The sequence below is a fragment of the Alteromonas aquimaris genome (genome assembly GCF_026183695.1).
GTDB lineage: Bacteria > Pseudomonadota > Gammaproteobacteria > Enterobacterales > Alteromonadaceae > Alteromonas > Alteromonas aquimaris.
The window spans coordinates 206,389-227,986 of record NZ_JAPFRD010000009.1; the positions used below are offsets into that span (position 1 = coordinate 206,389).

Here is a 21,598-nt window from a genome sequence, read left to right on the forward strand (position 1 = left end):
ATTCATTAAATGTTAGGTAACAACTTTTTGTGACGGATATCATTCGAGTTCTTCTCATTGAAGATGATGAAGACGATTATTTTTTAACTGCTGATTATCTATCTCAGTGTGAAGACCCGCGTTTTCAGTTGAGTTGGGTTACCAATGGGGAAGATGCGTTAGCCGCGTTGAAAAAGAAACCGTTTGATATCTGTTTACTCGATTACATTCTTGGGCCGGAAAACGCCTTGGATGTGCTTGAAAATCTTAAAGCACATGGTATTTCGGTTCCCGTTGTCATATTGACAGGTCAGTCTGACACGCAAGTCGACGAAATGGTTATGCGTGCGGGTGCAGCTGATTATCTCACTAAATTAGAAATTGAGACGCCTCGTTTCATGCGCACTATACGCTATGCGATGGTCCGTAGTGAAATAGAAAACGAGCGCGTTGAACGACATAAAGTCGAGCAACAAAATAAAGCCAAAGATAAATTCCTGGCCCATCTGGGGCACGAATTACGCACGCCACTCACCTCGATATTAGGTTATACCGAGCTGCTTCTGGATGATGATAAAAGTGAAAAAATCCAGCAGGAATTATCTATTATTCATACCAACGGTAAACATCTGCTCAGTTTATTAAACGATTTGCTGGATATGTCGCGGATCATGGCAAATAAGCTGGAATTATCGCCACGCACTATTCATTTCAGTCCGTTTATGACCGACGTTCACTCCTTGATGAACTTGGCCGCAAAAGATAAAGGACTATCATTAACGATTCAGTCTGACACACTAGTACCAGAGCAAATTTTTACTGACCCTACCCGGCTGCGTCAGGTACTCATAAATCTCATCAGCAATGCGGTTAAATTTACTGATTCTGGGAAAATTGTGGTCACTGTTTCACTGCAAAGTGGTAAGGGTTTGATGGCACCGCCCAAACTTCAGTTCGATGTAGAAGATACCGGCATAGGCATGCCACCAGATAAGCTGGATTCGATATTCCAACCCTTTGAGCAAATTGAAGATGTCATGCGGGCCAACCACGGTGGCGCAGGACTTGGATTGGCTATTAGCCGTGAACTCGTACATAAAATGGGAGGTGAGCTTACGGTTACTTCCCGCTTTGGTGAAGGCAGCAAATTTACGTTTAGTATCCATCCTGGTGCAATTAACGAGGGTAAACTCGAACATTTAAGCCTGACTTCACCGCAGGCCACGGTCGCCAATGATCCTCATTTACATGTGACCGGTCGCGTGTTGATTGTCGATGATTTAAGAGAAATCCGCAGACTGACCGGCCATCTCGTAAGCCAGTGTCATGCCAAAGTGGGGTATGCTGAGAATGGAGTGAAAGCGCTTGAAGCCGTGCTTTTAGCAGAGGAAGAAAATCATCCGTACCATTTAGTCTTAATGGACATTCATATGCCGGTGATGAACGGCATAGACGCCTTAAATGCAATCCGTCGTCATAAGAGCCAGGTGGCGGTAGTGGCTATTACCGCTGCAAGTCGAAAAGGCTTGAAACAGTCTTTACTCGAACAAGGATTCGACGATGTGATAGGCAAACCTATTGATAAAACCGAGTTATTAACTGTCCTCGATAAATATCTTATTCGCACGAATGAACCTACTAATGCAGGCCGTGAAAGGGACAGTGTAGTACATAGGCATCTCCCCAAAGATAACGCTAGTCAACGAAAGAAAATTCTGGTTGTTGAGGATGATTTTGACGCATCTGAGTTAATGCAACTGCTGCTTACGCATCAAGGGCACGATGTGATGATAGCCCATAATGGAAAAGAGGCGGTACAGTGCCTTAAAGAATCCAGCTTTGACTACGTTTTACTTGATCTCACTTTACCAGATACTGATGGTTACGCCTTGGCAGAAGACATAAAGACCTACCAGGGGGATATTCGTATTGTGATTGTTAGCGGTTATGAGCCCGATCATGACAAGATGTCAGAGCTTGGAATTGAAGAAGCCTTGGTTAAACCTGTTAGCAAAGAAATGTTAGCCAATTTAATTAACTGAATTTGTTTACGAAATTATTACATGTCCGCTGCACATTTTACCTGCCCACCTATTACTTTTCACACCTTCCATAATAAACCCTTTTGATTTCAGCTTGTTAAAGAATTTTACTTAATGGTATGTGCTTTGCAACGGTTTGTCTGCATTTGCAAATTATTAATCAAGGAGATTCTTATGGCTACGCACGCAACGCATTCCTCTACTCCCGGAAATGCCACTGCTCCAGGTAATGTTGCTGGAGATACACGGGCAAACAGTGTTTCAGATAATTCTCACCCTGTAACAGACAAACTTAAAGATACCCTTCATACCTCCGTTGATAAGCTAGCAGGCTCAGCTGCACGGGCAGAAGAGAACCTTCGTAAGTCAGCCCATGATTCTGCAGAAAATTGGGAAAAACGTAAGGTTGAAGCTGAACAAAAGTGGCAAACATCATCAATTCGTAAATATGCGGTTGAAAACCCTCTGACCACCGCTGGTATAGCGTTTGCCGCCGGTATGTTGTTAACTTCTATATTCCGCAGCAAATAATCGATGGAAGCGTCCAATTCTCAGCGCGAACAGACGCCCCCCATAGCTGACGAAAAGGATCCATATTGCCCGGCCAGCAAAACTGGCCGGGCAAGCGATTGTAGCGAAGAGACCTCATTGTATGATGAAGCCTCACTATCTCGCACAATCGAAGTTGCGAAGAACGCATTTGCACTAAAAAAACAGGAGTTAGAAGCAGTCGGAGAAGTCGTTGCAGCAGAAACTGAGCTGTTTAAGAAATCGGCTATTATTACTGTCGCTTCGCTTGCCGCCGCATTTATTTTCACCTGTTTTAGCTGGATCGCGCTAAATGTTCTTCTCGCTTTAGGATTAGTCGATTTAGGTCTGCACTACTTAGTTGCAGTTGCAATTGTATTGGGTCTGAATATCGGCGTAGTTGTCTTTGCTCTGGTTATCGCAAACCACACCTACAAACGGGTTTCATTGCGTCCTATTTTTGAAGCGCTGCTAGGCAAAGCCGGAAACTAGGGAACTATTATGAGCATGTTTATCAGTAAAGAACTTCATGCTGTGAAAGCTTCGCGTCGCCGTTTCGATATAGCTAAACGAAAAAGCGACCTCACTACGCAACAGTTGAAACTGAATAGCAAACTATTAATTGCCTCACCCGTAGGGATCCTGACATTTTTTAGTATCGGCGCCTATAAAGGTGCTACTACGGATAGCCCACCTTCTAGACGAAGGCAGGCAATACTCATATTTTTACGCAGTACCCTCATGAAATTTCTATCGTAAGGAGTTGAGCATGTTCGAACGGAAATCGTTAACGCGTATAACGTATTTTATAAGTAGCGCTATTTTCGCACTAACACTTACGTTGGCATGCTCTACCGTACCGAGCGCCTCGCCCACTCCCTATCAGTCTGCCACCATGCCTAACGGATATGGCTATTCAAGCATACAGTTAGCAGATAACGAATATAAAGTTCTTTTCAAAGCCACCGATAAAACCTCTGCTGATTTAGTACAGGAATATACGTTAAGAAGGGCAGCGGAGCTGGCCAAAAAGCAAAACTTCTCGTGGATATCTATTGTCAAAACTGACGTTGAGAAAAAGCCTGGTATTGGAAAATCAATCGTCAGGAATAAACCCAGCCGTAATGTGAAAATTCCCCAGGACCAGCAGTGTACCATGTCTGGTTGTGAAGAAGTCGCCCAACCCTTTATCGAAAATCAGGATGATATTGAGGTAAGGGACACCCCTATGTCGGACATTTATTACTCTATTATCGTGCGTATGAGTCAGAGTAAGCCCCCCGGAAACGCTTTTGCCGTAAATGAAATTTTAACTAACGCGAGCCAGGCAAAAAACGCCAACGCCGGCTAATTGCTTACATGCAGATTAAACTGTTAACGCGATCAGAGGATATTTTTGTCCGGAGCTTTGAATATTTTATAGACTCATTAGGAAAAAAATTCGCTCTCCACCTCCCCTCGTTCTCCACGTGTAACATCACATCCTCAACCCACTGATTTATATATAATATTTTTACACATTAAAGATAAGTAATTGAATTAATTCAGGTATACCATGTGCAGCTTGTTCTTAGCTATTTGTGTCGTCTATGTTATTCAAATAAAGGAGAAAGCTCGTGGATCATCAAGCTCCTAGTGTCCAAAAAGTCTCAGAAATTATAAAGGTTCTAAATGGTGGGATTGAATTTTACCAAGATGGTGTCGAAAAAGTGAACGAAGCACGAATAACGTCATTGTTTACAAGGATGATTGAAGAGAAAAAGGAAGCGGTGACCGCTTTACAGCCTTACGCAGTAGCTGAGCAAGGCCGCGCAGAAACAAATCATGATGTTGGCGTTGATATTAGGAATATGTACACCACTCTCGTTGGTAGCATTACTAGCGACAAAGCGCATACTTATATCAAACAGTTGGAAGAAGTCGAGGATAAAGTCCTTCTTTCAATCGACGAAGCGCTGGAGGAGGAGCAACCCTCAAATTGCGCGGCTGAACTCAGGCGCATTCGTACTCGAATGCAACAATGTCATGATGAAATGAAACTATTGCAGACAGAAACCGCTTAACCGTAATACTGGCTGACCTCCTCTTAGCCAGGAGGCGCAGCTTACTTATTAAAGATGCACATCATTAGAGCGAGCAACCCAATCCATATCCTTTGTTTGCTCGTCCAGGGTACCTTTCGCATCCTCCAGAAAAATTTGGCAGAAATAGTCGACACATTGATACTGCTCACGGTAGGACTTTAATTGAACCTCCATTTCTTGCATTGCATTGGCAAACTCGGAATTTGATTTTGATAGTTCATAATCACATTTGAGGTATGCACATAACACGTCAGCCGCTTTTGCCAGTCTGACATGCATATCCTGCTTATCTTGCTCTATCAAAGGAACATAGCGCTGCTGAAGCGTTTCTGGCAGTGTTTTGATGAGCATTCCTTCAAAGCGTTTTTCCAACTTTTTGATAGCTGCGGTAGTCTCAGGATCATGGTATTTAACTGGACTGGGAATATCACTCATACCCGCAATTTCACTACCTTCATGGAATATGGCCATACTAGCCACCCTATCTGGATTTATCTCTTCCCCAAAGATATCCGCCGCAATCGTTCCTAGCATGTGGGCAACCACAGATGCCTCATAAATATGTGTTGACAACATTTCCTCTTGAAACTGTGCCATCAATGGCCACCGCTTTACGTTTCTAGCACGTTGCATCAGGCCTATAAACGCTGAATGATCTTTCGCCATAATTTAACTTGTCCCCTATTTGCAAGATGTGCTGTATTGTATCAACAATTGGACGTGAGCATGACGATTAATGGTTTGCGCTTAAAGATGATAATGACCAGGAGAAGTTTTGCTGTGTAAAAAGTGCAAGATTAAATGTAATTAATTATTGTGTATTCCTTTCCGTCGTTCCCACAACCAAACAATTTACCTTAATTTCAACAACTTACTTCATTGGCACAAAAAAAGCATAAGTACTTTTGACATTAAATGAACTCGATAAGGGGATTACCATGTTAGGTTGGGCTATTACATTCTTTATTATCGCCATTATTGCAGCAGTTTTTGGTTTTGGCGGCATTGCTGGTGCAGCAACTGGTATTGCACAATTTTTATTCTTTGTTTTCGTAGCGTTACTCGTCATCTCATTGGTAGCGAATGCACTACGGGGCAAATCACCTAAAGTCTGAACTAGGAAAAGGAGAAAGGATTTATGATTTCTTATAAAGCATTTTTGAAAACATTATTAGTCGCAGGTTTTGCGATGTCACTAGCGGCTTGTGATGAAGGTCCGGCCGAAGACGCAGGTGAAGAGCTAGATGAGGTCGTGACAGACGCAGGTAATGCAGTAGAAGATGCCTGTGAAGATGCTAAGGAAAATATGGATGCTGACGACGAAGATTGCTAAATAAAGCAGTTAATTAAAAAGCCAGGAGCAAATGCGTCCTGGCTTTTTTGTATGAAATTAAGAATTTAATTCTTAACTTGTTGAAGCACATAGCAATAGTGTTAAAACACAAATAACGACACCGTGAAATAAGGCATACGAGCATAAAATCATTGAGAGGGTGTGGGCTATTTTAGGCCGGTCGCGTGGCGTAACAACCTCCTGCTAACTTTTTATTTTTTCATCTCTAAAGGTTGCGTTGTTGACGCCGAATCAGATTATTAACATTTGCTTCAGTCGCGCTAACCCTTCGCAGATTGGCTTTAAGAAGGTGGTACCTTGTCGCACCATACTAAGGTAGGACGTGAATGCAACGTTGTGGGTTTTGGCCTCTCGTTTTTGCGTTAAATATGTTGAGTGGCATGTTCATTTAATTACTTTGGCTATCATGAGAAGCTGAAACGGAGTGATAAAATACGAATATCACTTTATATGCAAACCGTGCTTTTCAAAGAGTGAAAACGTCTGGTCCAATACAACAATGGACGATTAGTCTTATTAAAAAGCTATTCCCACTTTAAAAACACATTTTAAATGTATTTCCTCATATCACACGGAAATGACAATTGAAAAAGCTGAGCGTATGAACGGACCCTATGGTGAAGTATACCGCTTCACGAATATCACACTTTAATTATCGGTCTCTGGCTCTTGACGTGTCCAATGAAGGAACACTGCCAACGCCACTAATAATATGCTTGCAGAGATAACTACAGCGACTGGATAAAATAAGTTTCCTGCCATATCCAGTTGGCTATATTTAATAACTAAAATTAGCCCTTCTAACACCAACGCAATTACCACCACACTGACAAAACGGGTGACAGTGCGCCTGATGGACCAGATCAGTCCAATGTCTTCGTCACCCTTACCTCTGTACTCTTTAAATATGCCTACTGATAATTCGTAGGTAGCCAATGCAATAAAGAGGTCATTTATGCTGCGAATAATCCCTGTCACAAATTGTTCATCTGATTGTAGCGCGGTGACGAAGTGATATATTGCCATTCCCACCATGGAGTACGAAACCACCATGAACAAAACGGAAAACATTGAAGCAGTCGCTTTGCGGATCCATTTCTTTTCACCTAACACACTACTTTCCCTTGTGCTTATCCGCGACAAACCAATTTAGCAGTGCTGGCAGTAGTGTCACATCAGTAATTAAAGCCATCAGCATAGCGGTGGCAGTGAGCAGGCCAAAGTAAACACTGGGCAAAAAGTTCGAGAAGCCAAACAGTGAAAAACCAATAGCAATGATGGTGGTGGTAAATAGAATGGCTAAGCCGGTATGCCCGAAAGCACTGTTACTTGCAGCCTGCGCTTGTGAATGGCTTTCGTCGGTAGCCTTTAATCCCTGCAGGTAAGCATGTAAAAAATGAATGGTATCGTCCACTGCTATTCCCATTGCTATTGCTGCAATAGTAATAGTCATGATATCGAGTGGAATTCCTATCCAACCGATCACTCCCAGTATTCCAAGCGTGGTGAGAATATTCGGCACTAACGCGATTAAGGCAATCTTCATTGAACGAAATATAGCCAGCAGGACTAATCCGAGAACCCCATACACAATGCCTAAAGTTTTAATTTGGGAGTCAAATAAGCGAGATAAAATATCCTGGTATAGAATAAATAAATTAGTGAAGGTGAAATTTTGTGCCTCCAGGCCTACGGATTTCAGATCAGCTGAAAGATTTTCAATGAAAGTTTCTCTATCCAGACCTTCGGTGGTGTCCTGGATCCTAATTGATACCCGCATCTGCTTCGAATCGGGGGAGTAGTATGCTCCTACTAGCTGGTTAACCACCTCTTTATCGAGTAAATGATAAATTGTTGTTAACTCATACTCTGTCAGCGGTATATCGTTATTGAGCTTTTTTGCCAAACGTGTGAAATTCACCACCGATGTCACGCTGCCTGTGGCATCGAATGCCTCGATAGCTGCCTGCACTAATTGCAAGCGCCCCACACTATCCGCAGTCAATTGCAGTTCATCATTTTGATTACTCTGCTTTAGGTCAATGATGACATCCAGCGGTGTGGAGCCACCAAATTCTTTATCAATAAAGGCCAGTTCTTGATGGACTTGTGTATCCTGGTCGAAATAATCGATAAATGAATTTTCTACATCAAGTCTCGTAATACCAAGGGCGATTAATATAGCGACTATCAAACTGACTGACACCACGGTTTTCGGAATGGCTAAATTCATCCGTTTAAGTACGTTCAAAATACGTTTAACGAATGTAAAGTCTTGAGTTTCTTTGGTTTTCGGTAACAGACAAAGTAACGAAGGAAACAACAAAAGCCCAACGGCCATAGTAACCAGCATCGCAGCCAACATCATCCATCCAAACGCGACTACAGGCTGCAAGCCACTGAATATCAATGAGCCAAATCCGACAGAGGTGGTTAAAGTAGCGAAAAAACACGGACTGAGTTTGTCTTCAAGCGTCGCCACCACCCGCTCTCGCTGGGACAGACTGTGATCATCCCTGCTGATATCGCGATAGCTTCCAATTAAGTGAATCATCACCGCTAAGGTCAGAATCAATTGCAAAGCCACGAAATTTGCCGAAATAACTGTGGTGCGCATGTCCAGCATGCCAAAAATACCCATAGTTAACAGCACGCTGACAGCACAGGCAAACAACGGAAAAAGAACCCACTTGATTGAACGATACAACACCAATAATAAAAATGCGATGACACCTGCAATTGCGCTACCAAAACTGATTAAATCTGATTTGATAATGTCGATGAGATGCTGCCCTACTACATAGGAGCCGCCCATATATGTGCTGGCGCGATCCTTTACCTCACTGGCAATATTCTCTATTTGCGCGATTTCTTTTTGTCGTTGCTCTGTCAGCGCTTGTTTGATTGGGTCAGCTTGCTGCTGCAGTGAAGCGAGGGTTTGCTCCTCTTCTTCGGTTAACTCCCGGTTAAGTAAGTTTGCCTGAATCTTAGTCATCTGAGTTTCAATATCGGCCAGCTCAGAGTTTTGCTCAAATACAATTTGGATCGCGGTAGCCGTTTCTTGCTGGTTAATGAGAAGATCAGTAAAGATTGGATGGCCACTGATCAACTTTTCCATTTGTGCGGGTGAATAGCGCTGCTTTTCCCAGGTTAATGAGCTAACTTCCGTTCCCCCCGTTAATGCATCGGCATTATTTATCAGCGGGACGGTTAAAATAGAAGTAACCGCTTTAACACGCTCGAGCTTTCTTAATGACTGGGTTAGGCTATGTAAATCATTAAAGGTGGCTTCGCTGAAGAGCTTGTGCTCTGGCTTGTATGCCAGCAAAATAAACTCATCGGGCGAAAAACGCTGATTTGCGATTTGCGTCTGTATATATAGTTTGTTGTCTTTGACCAGCAATGTTTCTGCCGATGCATCTATCTTGAATTGGGTGACAAAGTATCCCATTACTCCAAGAAGTGCTGTAAACAATAAAATTATCGGCCACCTTAAGGTGACAATCGCGTGAGCTATCCTATTCTTCATCTGTTTGTTTATCTTGATATTTAAAAAGCTCGTCGCGACGCTGCCCCTGAATGTACTGATTCCTGAAATAAAGATAAGGGTCACTCGCGCTGTTATAGATTTTTTGATATGTCTCAGATTGATTCGAAAAATCATCAAAACCATCAAATATACGGATTTGGTAGGATTCAGGCGGCTCAGCAAACTGATTTATGGGATGGATGAAGCCTTCCGTAAACGTTGAAAACCCTCCCCTTACGTCAGTGGGCCCAAGAATAGGTAGAACAAGATAGGGACCTGCAGCTACATCATAACGTCGTAATGTATCGGCTATTGTTTGCTTTTTCTCTTCGATATCAAACCAATCTGTGGCGGGGTCAAATAAACCAAATATCCCGATCGTCGAATTAATTAAAAAGCGACCAACATTACTGCCAGCTTCATCAAACTCTCCAGCAAATACGTTATTTAAAAAATTAAGTGGCTCACGAATATTGTCAAAAGCATTATCGATTTTATCCCTGACCACATCCGGTACAATATAGCGATAACCATTGGTAGTGGGAATTAGCACATATTCGTACACTGCATGGTTAAAAGTAAACATGCGACGATTAAACCCTTCCCATGGGTCATGATAATATTTTTCGTTGTTGACCTCATCCATGCGTTGCGCATCAGTTACTGCCACCACGGTAGGTTCTACATTTATCTCGCCCTGGCTCGTAGAAATGGTAACAGCATTTCCGGCACTTAATTCATCAACTTTTTCACTTTGAAGGGGACGGGTTCCCTGTTCTTTCGAAGATGAGGTTGGGACAGGTTCAGACGGCGTTGCACAACCAAACAGTGCTACGATGAAAATATTTACAAGTACCTGGCGGTGTAAAAACATAAATATTTTTCCCTGTGCTATGCGTCATCGACAAAGTTCGGTTTGCTTTTGGCAGATGCGACTTAACGATTACACTTTATACTGATCTGGTTCTAATAAGATTACATGCATTTGAATTAAAAGCGCAATTTCGACTTTCGCGCGTGTATGCAATTATGGACATATCGCATTTGGTTGGCATAGTGAAAAAGGTACAAATGCTGGTGAGAAGAATGCGAGCAGGGATTGGGGCGATAAGAGCCCTGCCCGCACCCTTTTAGTTACTGGTTAACTTGCTTGACCATCCAGTGGTTGTACATAAGTTCCGACTGGCTCGTCGAAGCCTGGTCACGCTTATTGTCATTGTATCGGTCAAACCAGTTGAAAACTGGTTGGCTTTGTAAGTACTTCTCAAATCGGTTGCTTGGTTGGGGAGTTAGTTTCCGCTTAAATAACTTCATTTCGTGAAATCCTTCCTAATACATCAATTGATACAACGTTGGTTACTAGGAGTTATTCAATTTTTGAACCAACATGGAAACATTACCTGAAATTAATAAAACCCTTATAATTCAAGAGCTGTAAGCCGTCGCGCAAATCACCGCACGGGAATCATAATAGGTGCCAGTATAAGCATTTCTTACACAAACGTAATTTTTACATGTTTTTCTCACGCCGCTTTCCAACCCCCATTTTGTCCAAGTATGCAGACAGATATAACGCTTCACGCGCCTATTTCCATCATTGCCACTCACTATAGTGAAGCAGACAACTGGGGTGGTCCAAGATGAGCAATTATTGAAGATGAGGTTAACTTGAAGAGATAAATGTGGATTATAAGAACCTGATGCAAAATAAAAAAAAGGTGCCGAAGCACCTTTTTTATAATTTACTTTTTCATAGCGGTTTGGCGTGTAACTTTCATATTATCTTCGACATCTTTGACGTCATCTGCATTGCGAGCAATTTCAATTGCTAATTCACGCTCTGCTTCAGAATCCACATTGCCTGATAACGTAACATTACCTTCTTTTACATCAACATCGATATCAAAGCCCGAAATATCAGAGTCCATTAGCAAGCGGGTTTTTACAACGGTGGCTATCTTAGCGTCTGTAAGAGCGCTAACCCCCTCTTCTGTCTCTTCCTCGGTCTCTTTGGCCAATTCATCTGTTTCCTCGTCAAATTCTTCCAACGCTTCTTCACGGTCCATGTCATCACGAGGATCGTCTGCGGCCATCATACTCTTATTGGCATCTTCCATTTCCTCAGCGTCTTCTGAAGGCATTTCAACTACTGTCAACTGATTATCCACATCAGTAACACCATCAATACCTCTTACAAGTTCTTCAGCCAATTTTTTCTCAACGGAATTGTCCACTTTACCCGTCAAGGTAACTTTGCCATTTTGCACGTCTGTATTGATATCAAAAGAATCCAGATTACCATTAAACAGTAAAGTTGCTTCAGCTTTACCGTCTATCCACGCATCCTTTGCACTTTCCTCCCAGGTGTTATTACCTGCAGCCACTACAGAGGTCGACAAAGTCCCAGCTACGATCAAGGATAGTATTGAACGTTTCATAAGTAGCTTCTCCTTTTGTTTAAGCTGCATGAAAGTCTGCTATTTTTAAGCCAAATTTGTAAGTTAATGATAAATAAGTAATTAAGCAAAAGTGAGGAAAAGTTAATCATTAAACTTATGAAAGCTTTACGAGCCGACGGAAGTTTTTACCTGGTTGCTCAACGGTAAAAATTAGCGATCTATTCGTTGTTTAAACAGGTATTGAGTGTTTAAGTTAAAATATAAATACACATTCTGCGTAGCTGGATTAGGTGACAGTTCTACGCCCTTATTTCGATGCAGAGGGAATATGTTAACCTTTCTTATAATCGCGAGCTCACTGTTTTTAGCCACTTCAATTTTACCTTTATTTCCCGGCCACCATTGGCTTATCAGGGTATGGGAATTTCCGCGGGTACAACAAGCCGTATTAATTCTTGCATGTATTAGTGGCTGGCTTTTTTATTTACAGTCAAATAGTTGGTTGAGCAGTGCTTTCATCGCATTGCTCGTGATTGCCCTCATCTGGCAATGTCGCTGGATATTCCCCTATACCTTCCTTGCTCCCAAAGAGGTACATCAGGTTGAAGAGGAGCAGGAAAAAAATACAATCAGCATTCTTACCAGCAATGTGTATATGCATAACAAAAATTTTGAGGGATTACTTAGCCTGGTAAAGCAGTATGATCCTGACATGGTGGTGACCCTGGAAAGTAACAGTTGGTGGGAATCGGCATTAAGTCAATTACATGATACGTATCCCCATCGAATCGCCTGCCCGCTGGAAAATCTGTACGGTATACACTTGTTCAGTAAAATACCTTTTGTTGAAAGTAGCACACGCTTTATCGTTGAGGATGACGTGCCCTCGATCGAACTTACTATTGATATGAATGGACAGGCAGTCAAGATGTACTTTTTACATCCCAAACCTCCTAGTCCCACCGAAAATGAATCCGCCGAGCCACGGGATCATGAATTGGCAATTGTGGGGAGAGAAGTCAAAAAGTCCAGCATACCTGTTGTGATAACGGGAGACTTAAACGATGTGGCGTGGTCGCCCACCACCCGCCAGTTTAGAAAACTTAGCGGCACCTTAGACCCGCGTATAGGTCGTGGGTTTTTCAATACTTTCCACGCAAAGTATCCGTTAATAAAGTGGCCGCTCGACCATATTTTTCACACTAAAGAATTTGAATTGATCGCTATTAAGCGATTACCGGAATATGGTTCAGACCACTACCCACTGTATACTAAACTACAGCTTACACCTCGTCAGACTGGTTCTGTTTCTTCATCGGCTCAGCAAACTGAAAAATAATAAATCCCATTATCGACAATACAATACTTATTTCATAACGGGCGTAGGCCACGGAAACCCCTAGCGCTCCTACTAACCAAATACCGGCGGCGGTTGCTGTGCCGACCACGTATTTTGACGTCTTTAATATTGCGCCGCCACCGATAAAACCTATACCGGTTACAATGCCATACATTACCCTGGCTTCTGCTTCTCCATCCTCGTATACATCTCTGCCTACCAGCATAAATGCACACGCTGAAATAGCAACAAGGGGAAACGTACGCAGGCCGGCACCATTTGCGCTGTGCTCACGATTAAATGCAATCGGTAATGCCAAAACAAACGCAATACCCAACTGATAGAAGTGATAAAAGATTTGCTGTAAATCCATTGCTAACCTAATCCGTTAATTCAGCGTGAAGCTACGCTGAAAGCCTGGTAGCTGGATGCATAGGTGGACGCTTAGCCATTACTGCATGGCACCGATTGACAATCTCTTTTAAATCATTGGAGTCAGGAATGATATTATTCACAGTATGATCAGCAATGTTGTATAACTCATCGCCATCAGACATTAATAGTACGGTAGGTTTCGACTCGGCTAACAACGAAAAGTTATCGGATACTTCCTGAAAGGTCATATCAGGCAGTTTCGTGCTTACTAATACCACATCATAATCATGACAGTTACCGTGATATAGCGCCATCTTTCCACTCGCAGCATAATCTACTTGCCATCCCAATCCGCGTAAGAAACTGGTGATTTTGCTGGCAGTGAGAGGGCTGTTTTCAACAACTAAAACGGACAATACTGGCTTCATGGAGCCTCCTTGCTGAGAACACTTTTTAAAACGAAATTCTTGCAGAACTCATACCAGAAGTTTAAGCATAGTTATTTGCAGCCGGCTCCGCCCTATCCAGTAGGTGCGTGGCGAAGGTTGTATTCGTTAAGTTTGCGTAATAGCAGAATGAAAGGGCAACAAAGCAGAAATTATTTCACAGTCATTCAATAAGAAATTACAAGGTCGCTCTTTTCAGCTCGTTAGGCATTTCAATATATTTGCGAATTTTTCTACATAAGCGCGCGGATGACGTATAGTAAACTGTCGCAAGTAACTTGTCCTCCCGCGGCCACACAGCTTCATTTAAAATATCTTTGTCTGCATGACTGAGACGATTCTCTTTTAATAGGATAGCTACCGCCTTTTTATTTGGCTTAATTGTCGTAGCTTTTACCCCCTCGATAAGGTGCAAGGGAACACATATGTACTTACGCGCCTGAGGATCACATACCACGCCTATCTCTTCATCTAAATAAATGATAGCAGGCCAACCTTCGTCCAACCTGTTTTGAGCAAACATGACGATGGTAAAAACAACGAGAATGGTTAACGTCATTAGTACAAATGAATCGCTTAAGTCTGGAGCTGCAGCCACGATTGCAGCAACCACGAAACAGAAAAGTAACCAACCGATAAATACCCTTCTCAAAATGGCGGGACTGATGCCGGACAACACTTTCGCTTGCTTCAACTGTGTTTTATCGAACTCTCGGAGGTTTACTGCTGAATTCATGATTACGACGCTAATCCATTTTATGTAGCTTTAAAAAAAAGGTTAATAATTACATTATAGATGTAAACAGGATTTTCAAAATCCATTTTTTAATTATCTCTACGAAATAAAATTTAAAAAGTTTATTTCGTTATATCTAGTAACCAACTCACTATCGAAAATATATATCGATATGCTTATCAAACGTGATACGCACTTCCATTATATGACCAGTCAGAGCAGCCAACTTAGAAGCCTAATAATGCACCGCTCTGTCCGTTGGAACAAATAGAATTTTGTCCCTTTCTACCAATATTAAAAAACACTACGGTTACGCATAAGCTTTCCCCACATTGCCGACAGATTAACTTCCCAATATTTACGTCGACAACGGAAAGACGCTTTAAAGTATATCGCAATTAGTACAGCCTTGGTTTTGCATCCGCTATCACTTAATCGCAGATCTAATTTTGATTGGGATATAATCCATCAAATGCCCTGTTTTTCTCGTTCGTGTTCGTCGTAACGTTAAAAAACTCCCTCAACTTTCTGTACGTTTACATGGACACTGCGTTTTTCCAAATCACCGATGACACGATTTCCCAAATTACGGGTAATTTTATTATCAATCCGGTCTTGCCAAAACAACCAATTCGGTCTTAAAATCCGCCGCAATTCAGTTACCTGCCGTAAGGTTTCTGTTCCTACTCCCCCCAAGGCACATCTCTGAAGCACCCTTAATTGTTGTTTGCAGTCATATTTTTGAAGTGGAAAATAAGCAGTATGCAAAGGCTACGCGATTTAGCGCTTGAGGTTTTAAACGAGTACCACCTATTGTCTATCGAATTTGGTGGTTTTCAACAACAAACAGGTCTTAGTTGTATAAAGAATTGCGGCGCGTGCTGCAATAATCCGCAGGTTGAGGCCTCTATCCTGGAAATGCTTCCATTAGCGTTGCACCTGTTCGATACGGGCCAGGCTGAAAGTTTCCTGGAGCAAATAAGTGACTCAGCAGGCTTTTCCTGTCAATTGTTTCAACGACACTCGCTTGATGGTACAAAAGGCACTTGTACGGTATATGAATGGCGGCCAGGAATCTGCCGTATGTTTGGCGTGGCGGGTTACCGTACCAAAACACAGGCCCCTACTATCTCGGTGTGTGCACCGATAAAAACAGCACAGCCACATAGATATGCGAATGCGTTAATCGCCATTACCACCGCGCCCCCACCCATGTTAGCAAATGGTCGCCAGCGTATCGCTAAAATCGATTATGCATTAGGGGAAACGCTTTTGCCCATCAATCAGGCTTTAAGAGGAGCGTTGGAAAAAGTGTTGTTAATGGCTAGCTACAGCGATGTGGAGGATAATAATGTCGCTGCGTAAAATTGAAGTGGATATTGGCGTTGATGTAAAAGAAGATGAGATCAAACAGGTTTAGTAGATCACTAAAAATGTATGTAAATAGGACATATATGTCCTAGTTAATTCTATTATGCAGGGACCAAAGAAAAAAGTGATTATCGCTAGCTAGAAGTATCCATTGGTAGCTCAATTTTTTAAATCGTGCGCAAATTCTGTACTGCAGTACAATTTTAATCCTGTCTGTCTCCTATAAATTGGTGATGTCGAATAGGTCGACGACTTTAAAAGGAATTGAAAAATGGATTTATATCTCAACGATGATATTCAGCTAATGACCGCAAAAAGATATTGATGCAGTAAATGGTGGGATTCTGGCGAATATTGGTATGGGTATCGCAGGTGCAGCTATGGCAATGGGGGCATACGCCATGTCAGGAGGGTCAGGGGCTTAAGTGGTGCGGGATTTGCTGGGGTTGCAGCTGGCGGTTTCGTTGCAGGAGCCGGCGGATTTAACGCAGCGAGTGCCTCTGCTGGAGCTGCGGTAAATGGTGCTGTTTATGCGTTTGTTAGTAGTACAGAAGATGAATAAAGAATTATAAGGGGAGCACTCTCCCCATCAAAAGGAAGTATTAATGAATACGAAAACTAAGAACGCAATACTGATCATTGCATCGGTTTTGGTATCCGTAGCTTTCGTAAATGGTATTTTTTGGGCTTTTTCTGTTACCGAACAAGCCTTGATTACCACCTGGAGCGCCATACTATCCGCTTGCTTAGCAAATCAATGGACGTGGATAATGGCGAAAAAAGACATCAATGCCGAACGGTACTGAACATATTGATTGCTCAAATCGTAGTCCTTTACGATGTGGGGTGAAGGGGCCGCTATGCACTGTAGAGCGGTCCTCAAAAAACGTCATCTCCGCGCATGCGGAGATCTGTTTCGTCCAATTGTACTGAGTAGCTCTTTTTTGAAGTTACGATAACAGTTTTGGAGGTTCCCATTTCCATGGGAATGACGACTCTTCGAAAATGCATCTTTAACGACGGCAATTTGTCTATGGGTTCTACCTTCTTCTGACGGTGCACCGCCACCAATTATCACGCCTTGCTCTTCCAGAGCTTGCTGGATGGCTTGTTGAGGTGATGCATCATTGGCGATGGCCTCTTAATTTTCTTTCAAAGGCATTATTTGTTGATTGAGTCGCTCCAGCCCTTACGATGCTGTTACCAATCGCATTGCCAAAGGCATCGGCCGTAACTACTTGGTTGTGCAATCCTTCTTCAAACGAGCATAAAAAATCAAGTCATATGTTGCATTCAGTAACATTCTAATAGCCAAAAACAACATGTAAGTCATTAATGTGCCGATAATATATGCACCTAAAATCGTATGTATAAATGGAATGCATAGTACAGATGCTAACCCTACTAACTGTGCAGACTTTCTATTGTCATAAAGCCGACTAAACATACTATTAACTAGTAAATTTTGGACTGTTAAAGGTCGATATTGAACTTTAAAACTGATATCTCCGTTTGATTTAAACCTTCCATCGGCGATGGCTGAATTCAAACCTACCTTATTATCCAGCAACCTAATTGTTAGTGAAGTTACAAAGCTAGCTGTAGCAACAACCGCTACGAGCAAAAACAACAATCTGGAAGAAGCTGCTTCGTAAAATGCATGATATACGTAAAGGAAACTTGCTAAAGTTATTGCAAAATAGGCCAACCACCTAACAACTAGGTAGCCATAGCTTTCTTTTGTAGTAGTGAATCTAAAAGATACAAAACACATCACTCCTATGAACATCGCTGCTCCTGAAAAAATCAACTGCAAATGGACTTGCTTAGGTTCAAAAACTCTACTCACAAGCCCGAGGCATAAGATCATGTAAACGAGGCTAAGCCCGAACACATGATCAATTGAATCTTTATAGCTAACCTCCATCATTTTGGTCGGTAATCCTTAATCTGATATTCGATAGCCTCAGATGTGCCAATAGCTGTGATAAACCCTACAGCAAAGCCTCCAATTGTCCCAAGTCCGGGGAATACACTTCCAGCTGCGGCACCTACCAGCCCTCCAGTTATAGCTGAGGTTACACCTTTACCAAAATCCAAGCCCAGATTTGTAGCGAATTTTGAATCGAAACCAAGAAAACTTGACTGACCATCAACGGCAAGTATTGGATCACCATTAATCGACGCATTGATAGTGGTACTGATAGGTGAAACAACAGCTCCAATAGCACCGCTACGTTTCGCGGCATCCAATAGAAGGCCGCCAGTTGCTGCTAATCTTAATCTCTCCGATGCGCTGTTCTGTACAATACTGGAAGTTATCACAGGGCCGCCAACTTGATTCCCTCTTGCAATTACGGCTAGGGCATTTCCGGAAGGCGACTGCAAAGTATATGTTCCAAGACTACTTGTTGTTCCGGTACCAATTGCACCAGCACCACCTATTAACAGGTCATCAACAGAACTTGCAGCTATTCCGGGTAAAGCTCCTATTCCAAAGTTGCGAGCGTTGAAACTATCTTGACGGGATAGTTCAATATAATCGTTATACGCTGATCTCGCAGACTGCCCAAAATCACCAATATCTGTGCTTAAACTTTGCCCGCTAGCAATGCCATCTGCCCAGATACTTCTCTCGTATCCTGCTTGAGCATAAACACTACCAGCAATCTCACTAGAACTTAATCCAGATACCTGTCTATTGTTTACACCTGCAGGATAGCTCGCTTCACCTCTTGCGAGACCAGCATCAAATGATTGCTGGATGGGTTCAGCGGCTGCCTGTCTAGCTTGTAAACTCTGGCTCGCCAGAATATTCCCATGGTATCTGTAAGCTACGCTCTGAGAAACGAAATCAGAAGCTCTTTGCGCAGAAGCATCCTGATTAGCTGCAATCACTTCATCAAACTCTGCATTCTGCTGCGCTTGCTGAGCTTCAGTGATAGCCGCAAGGTTATCAGCGCCTTGCTGCTCGACTTCACCTAGAATTCGAGCATTCGTTTCGTTAATACTGGAATTAACAGAACTACCTACATTGTCACTGATAGATTGACCGATTGAAGCAAATGGATCTGAGGTGTTAACTCCCCCCGTCGTACCATTAGGTTTGCGACCTTTGTCTCCTCCACCAACTTGTGGCTTCGACTGAGAAGCTCTTACTATGGAGTTCCCAATCGCATTGCCAAACGCATCGGTCGATTTATTCTTAAATCATCTTTCGTACTCGTTCTGCCAACCTGCCTCAAGACCCGAAATGCCTTTACTTTTCAATGTCGAGAATATTTTATTAAAATCACTGAGGCTCTCATATATGTATTCTTCTTGCCCAAATTTTGTTTTTACTAGTAAAGCAGAGCCAAAAAGGTTTAATTTTTTTGGCTTTAGTTCTCGATTTATCTTTTCATTGTAAAATATATGGATTGAGCATATATCTGAAAACCAGAAAAAATCTGATTTTTTCGTTTTAACATTTACAAACTCCAAACCATTTTCAAATAAATTTATATCTTTGTAGTCTTTAAATGCTTTAAACAACAAGTTATGTAAAGAGGTTCCGATCAAAAGAAACATGATTAAAAATATGGCTATTTTTGTAACCACACTAAAATCATCGTTCCAACTGTAAATTATGACCAAACCAAAAAGAACTGTTGGAATTAAGGCCAATATAAAAGTCCTAAGTCTGGCTAAAGGCCCAGCTCTATGTCTTGAAATTAGTTTTCCCTTATTTCGTATATCCATAAATTACAGTTTACCCGGTTCAAACAATCTAAACTCTGGATTTAAAGCTTGATTTCTATCAATTACAGACGAGGTTGAGTCAAGAATGTTAGCTGTACCGTTAAAGAAAAATCCTCCAACATTACCTGAAACTATTGTTTTACCCAACGATACTCCCTTCGGAATTAAGTTTCTTGTAAACTCTCTGCCAGAATTTCCGATGATGTTGCTCAAACTATCAGCAGCATCATCTAAATTAAAACTGGTTGTGAATTTATCAAAATAGTTATCTACGTGACTTTGGTTCAAGCTGCCAAATCGAGTTTTACTTATAGCATTACCAAGCAATTCACCTGAGGCAAAACCAAGGCCAGAAGTCGCCGCAACACCAGCTAGCCTTCCAAGATTAATCTCGCCTGCTGTAGCCAACTGGTAGCCAGTATCGACCAAGGTATTCCCTATTACATTACCAGCTAATTGCTGACCGTAAGGATTCCTAATAAATGATCCAGCAATTACTGTACTTCCGGGTACAGCAGCTGTTCCAACTACTCCCCCTAGAGTAAAGTTTAACGCGGCGTTCCTTATTATCGAATGTGTATCAAGATCGGAATTATATGAATCAAATACACCGTTTATACCAGCGCTTACGGAACCATTTAATGCATAGGTACCACCAAATCCTAATGGCATAACGGATCGACCTACAAGGCCGGTAATTGTAGCCCCTATGCCAGCAGCCGAAAGAGTAAATGGTAATGCAGCAGCAGCTGTAACCACCACTCCAGTTCTTACTACTTCGGCAAACGCATCTTTTTGATTCAATGCCCAAGCAGCTCGCATGGCATCATCATTCAAATCAACCCTAACCCCAGAAACTCCAATCGCATCAAACTCTGCAGCTGCCGCAGCATTTCCAACACTATATCGCTGATTTCGATAAGCACTCATCTCAGCATTGTGCTGCCTCGCTTCATCACCTTGCTTATAGACGTTATTTAAATACCCTACTGTATCATTGTACGCGCCAACTGATGAGTCATAGAAATTTTGTAATACAGCCCCGCTTCTATAGGCAGCAGCAGCCTCTTCTGCTGCATAAAAACTTCCGCTTCCTTCATTTGCTAAAAGAATAGTGACTGTATCAGAAAGGTTTGTGGCTTTTTGCTCTGCGATATCACTGACTTGTTTATCAGTCGCCGCATTGAATTCACTACCAAACTTCTTAGCCAATTTCGCATCAAGCTTTGATGTGTCAACTGAACCTTTGAACCTCGGCTCTGGCCGCTGCATCATACTACTTGCGATACTGTTCCCAATTGCATTGCCAAAGGCATCCACCAACACATTCTGATTATTCCAGCTTCCTTCATTATTGACAATCTTCTTCGTCGCATAGCCTGCGGCTGTACCCAGTATTGAATTGCCTACATCCATAATGAAATTACCCGAACCTGACTCACCTACAATAGGCGAACCCAAGGCGGAACCCACTGCACTGGCTGCAACGTTAGTCCAGCTAAAGCCAGATGGTTCATCTAATAGTTTGTTGGTTGCTGAAGATGCCAATACGTTTCCAACGCCAGCAATTGCCCGCCCTGTAGCATTCAGCGTCGCAGCGGACCCTTTGCCCACCGTCAAGGTGCTGTTCAGTTCCGCGCCGTTGGCTGCTTTCCCCATCTTGGACACACACAAA

Annotated in this window: 24 protein-coding genes; 11 read left to right on the top strand and 13 right to left on the bottom strand. The window is 42.3% G+C overall.

Annotation, left to right across the window (positions count from 1 at the left end):
* The first annotated feature begins 29 nt into the window (after nt 1–29).
* The 6 genes from OPS25_RS07070 to OPS25_RS07095 all read left to right on the top strand — a co-directional run bounded on the left by OPS25_RS07070 (nt 30) and on the right by OPS25_RS07095 (nt 4,612).
* A complete protein-coding gene (locus OPS25_RS07070) occupies nt 30–2,021 on the top strand; it encodes a response regulator (protein ID WP_265616950.1) in 1,992 nt (663 codons plus the stop codon).
* Between the two features lie 174 nt (nt 2,022–2,195).
* Complete coding sequence (locus OPS25_RS07075) at nt 2,196–2,552, top strand: DUF883 domain-containing protein (protein WP_265616951.1); 357 nt, start codon at nt 2,196–2,198, stop codon at nt 2,550–2,552.
* A 3-nt stretch (nt 2,553–2,555) separates the two neighbouring features.
* Nucleotides 2,556–3,041, top strand: coding sequence for a hypothetical protein (locus OPS25_RS07080; protein WP_265616952.1), 486 nt, complete (start codon nt 2,556–2,558; stop codon nt 3,039–3,041).
* A 9-nt stretch (nt 3,042–3,050) separates the two neighbouring features.
* Nucleotides 3,051–3,308: a hypothetical protein gene (locus OPS25_RS07085; protein ID WP_265616953.1), complete on the top strand. Its 258-nt coding sequence runs from the start codon at nt 3,051–3,053 to the stop codon at nt 3,306–3,308.
* Between the two features lie 10 nt (nt 3,309–3,318).
* Entirely contained in the window at nt 3,319–3,900 is a 582-nt protein-coding gene (locus OPS25_RS07090) for a CC0125/CC1285 family lipoprotein (RefSeq protein ID WP_265616954.1), read from the top strand.
* Between the two features lie 265 nt (nt 3,901–4,165).
* On the top strand, nt 4,166–4,612 hold the full coding sequence (locus tag OPS25_RS07095; RefSeq protein ID WP_265616956.1) for a PA2169 family four-helix-bundle protein: 447 nt from the start codon (nt 4,166–4,168) through the stop codon (nt 4,610–4,612).
* Between the two features lie 48 nt (nt 4,613–4,660).
* Here the strand turns inward: OPS25_RS07095 and yfbR are convergent, their stop codons facing one another.
* A complete protein-coding gene (gene yfbR, locus OPS25_RS07100) occupies nt 4,661–5,299 on the bottom strand; it encodes a 5'-deoxynucleotidase (protein WP_265616957.1) in 639 nt (212 codons plus the stop codon).
* A gap of 272 nt (nt 5,300–5,571) precedes the next feature.
* Here yfbR and OPS25_RS07105 point away from each other — a divergent pair, with 272 nt between their 5' ends.
* Together OPS25_RS07105 and OPS25_RS07110 are read left to right on the top strand one after the other, a co-directional pair.
* The gene (locus OPS25_RS07105) at nt 5,572–5,748 is read left to right on the top strand and encodes a DUF1328 domain-containing protein (protein WP_044057346.1); all 177 of its coding nucleotides are present in this window, start codon (nt 5,572–5,574) and stop codon (nt 5,746–5,748) included.
* Nucleotides 5,749–5,771: 23 nt separating this feature from the next.
* A complete protein-coding gene (locus tag OPS25_RS07110; RefSeq protein ID WP_265616958.1) occupies nt 5,772–5,966 on the top strand; it encodes a hypothetical protein in 195 nt (64 codons plus the stop codon).
* Nucleotides 5,967–6,635: 669 nt separating this feature from the next.
* Here the strand turns inward: OPS25_RS07110 and OPS25_RS07115 are convergent.
* The 5 genes from OPS25_RS07115 to OPS25_RS07135 all read right to left on the bottom strand — a co-directional run bounded on the left by OPS25_RS07115 (nt 6,636) and on the right by OPS25_RS07135 (nt 11,954).
* Complete coding sequence (locus OPS25_RS07115) at nt 6,636–7,100, bottom strand: hypothetical protein (RefSeq protein ID WP_265616959.1); 465 nt, start codon at nt 7,098–7,100, stop codon at nt 6,636–6,638.
* Nucleotide 7,101: 1 nt separating this feature from the next.
* Complete coding sequence (locus OPS25_RS07120; RefSeq protein WP_265616960.1) at nt 7,102–9,516, bottom strand: efflux RND transporter permease subunit; 2,415 nt, start codon at nt 9,514–9,516, stop codon at nt 7,102–7,104.
* Nucleotides 9,506–10,390, bottom strand: a complete 885-nt coding sequence (locus OPS25_RS07125) for an MlaA family lipoprotein (RefSeq protein ID WP_265616961.1) — start codon at nt 10,388–10,390, stop codon at nt 9,506–9,508. The genes OPS25_RS07120 and OPS25_RS07125 overlap by 11 nt, the downstream gene beginning before the upstream one ends.
* A 260-nt stretch (nt 10,391–10,650) precedes the next feature.
* A complete protein-coding gene (locus OPS25_RS07130) occupies nt 10,651–10,830 on the bottom strand; it encodes a hypothetical protein (RefSeq protein ID WP_265616962.1) in 180 nt (59 codons plus the stop codon).
* A gap of 428 nt (nt 10,831–11,258) precedes the next feature.
* The gene (locus OPS25_RS07135) at nt 11,259–11,954 is read right to left on the bottom strand and encodes a BON domain-containing protein (RefSeq protein WP_265616963.1); all 696 of its coding nucleotides are present in this window, start codon (nt 11,952–11,954) and stop codon (nt 11,259–11,261) included.
* Nucleotides 11,955–12,243: 289 nt separating this feature from the next.
* Here OPS25_RS07135 and OPS25_RS07140 point away from each other — a divergent pair, with 289 nt between their 5' ends.
* Nucleotides 12,244–13,254, top strand: coding sequence for an endonuclease/exonuclease/phosphatase family protein (locus tag OPS25_RS07140; RefSeq protein WP_265616964.1), 1,011 nt, complete (start codon nt 12,244–12,246; stop codon nt 13,252–13,254).
* On the opposite strand, the gene OPS25_RS07145 is transcribed toward OPS25_RS07140, so the two are convergent.
* The 3 genes from OPS25_RS07145 to OPS25_RS07155 all read right to left on the bottom strand — a co-directional run bounded on the left by OPS25_RS07145 (nt 13,199) and on the right by OPS25_RS07155 (nt 14,811).
* Nucleotides 13,199–13,627, bottom strand: coding sequence for an MgtC/SapB family protein (locus OPS25_RS07145; protein WP_265616966.1), 429 nt, complete (start codon nt 13,625–13,627; stop codon nt 13,199–13,201). The genes OPS25_RS07140 and OPS25_RS07145 overlap by 56 nt on opposite strands.
* A gap of 31 nt (nt 13,628–13,658) precedes the next feature.
* The gene (locus OPS25_RS07150) at nt 13,659–14,057 is read right to left on the bottom strand and encodes a hypothetical protein (RefSeq protein ID WP_265616967.1); all 399 of its coding nucleotides are present in this window, start codon (nt 14,055–14,057) and stop codon (nt 13,659–13,661) included.
* Nucleotides 14,058–14,253: 196 nt separating this feature from the next.
* Nucleotides 14,254–14,811, bottom strand: coding sequence for a hypothetical protein (locus tag OPS25_RS07155; RefSeq protein WP_265616968.1), 558 nt, complete (start codon nt 14,809–14,811; stop codon nt 14,254–14,256).
* Nucleotides 14,812–15,573: 762 nt separating this feature from the next.
* On the opposite strand from OPS25_RS07155, the gene OPS25_RS07160 reads away from it, so the two are divergent.
* On the top strand, nt 15,574–16,176 hold the full coding sequence (locus OPS25_RS07160; RefSeq protein WP_265616969.1) for a YkgJ family cysteine cluster protein: 603 nt from the start codon (nt 15,574–15,576) through the stop codon (nt 16,174–16,176).
* A 611-nt stretch (nt 16,177–16,787) separates the two neighbouring features.
* Nucleotides 16,788–16,988, top strand: coding sequence for a hypothetical protein (locus tag OPS25_RS07165; RefSeq protein WP_265616970.1), 201 nt, complete (start codon nt 16,788–16,790; stop codon nt 16,986–16,988).
* A gap of 428 nt (nt 16,989–17,416) precedes the next feature.
* On the opposite strand, the gene OPS25_RS07170 is transcribed toward OPS25_RS07165, so the two are convergent.
* The 4 genes from OPS25_RS07170 to OPS25_RS07185 all read right to left on the bottom strand — a co-directional run bounded on the left by OPS25_RS07170 (nt 17,417) and on the right by OPS25_RS07185 (nt 21,582).
* The gene (locus tag OPS25_RS07170; RefSeq protein WP_265616971.1) at nt 17,417–18,112 is read right to left on the bottom strand and encodes a hypothetical protein; all 696 of its coding nucleotides are present in this window, start codon (nt 18,110–18,112) and stop codon (nt 17,417–17,419) included.
* On the bottom strand, nt 18,109–19,080 hold the full coding sequence (locus tag OPS25_RS07175) for a hypothetical protein (protein WP_265616972.1): 972 nt from the start codon (nt 19,078–19,080) through the stop codon (nt 18,109–18,111). Before OPS25_RS07175 ends, OPS25_RS07170 begins: the two co-directional genes overlap by 4 nt.
* A gap of 312 nt (nt 19,081–19,392) precedes the next feature.
* On the bottom strand, nt 19,393–19,923 hold the full coding sequence (locus OPS25_RS07180) for a UbiA prenyltransferase family protein (RefSeq protein WP_265616973.1): 531 nt from the start codon (nt 19,921–19,923) through the stop codon (nt 19,393–19,395).
* A 3-nt stretch (nt 19,924–19,926) separates the two neighbouring features.
* Nucleotides 19,927–21,582, bottom strand: a complete 1,656-nt coding sequence (locus OPS25_RS07185; RefSeq protein WP_265616974.1) for a hypothetical protein — start codon at nt 21,580–21,582, stop codon at nt 19,927–19,929.
* Between the last annotated feature and the right edge of the window lie 16 nt (nt 21,583–21,598).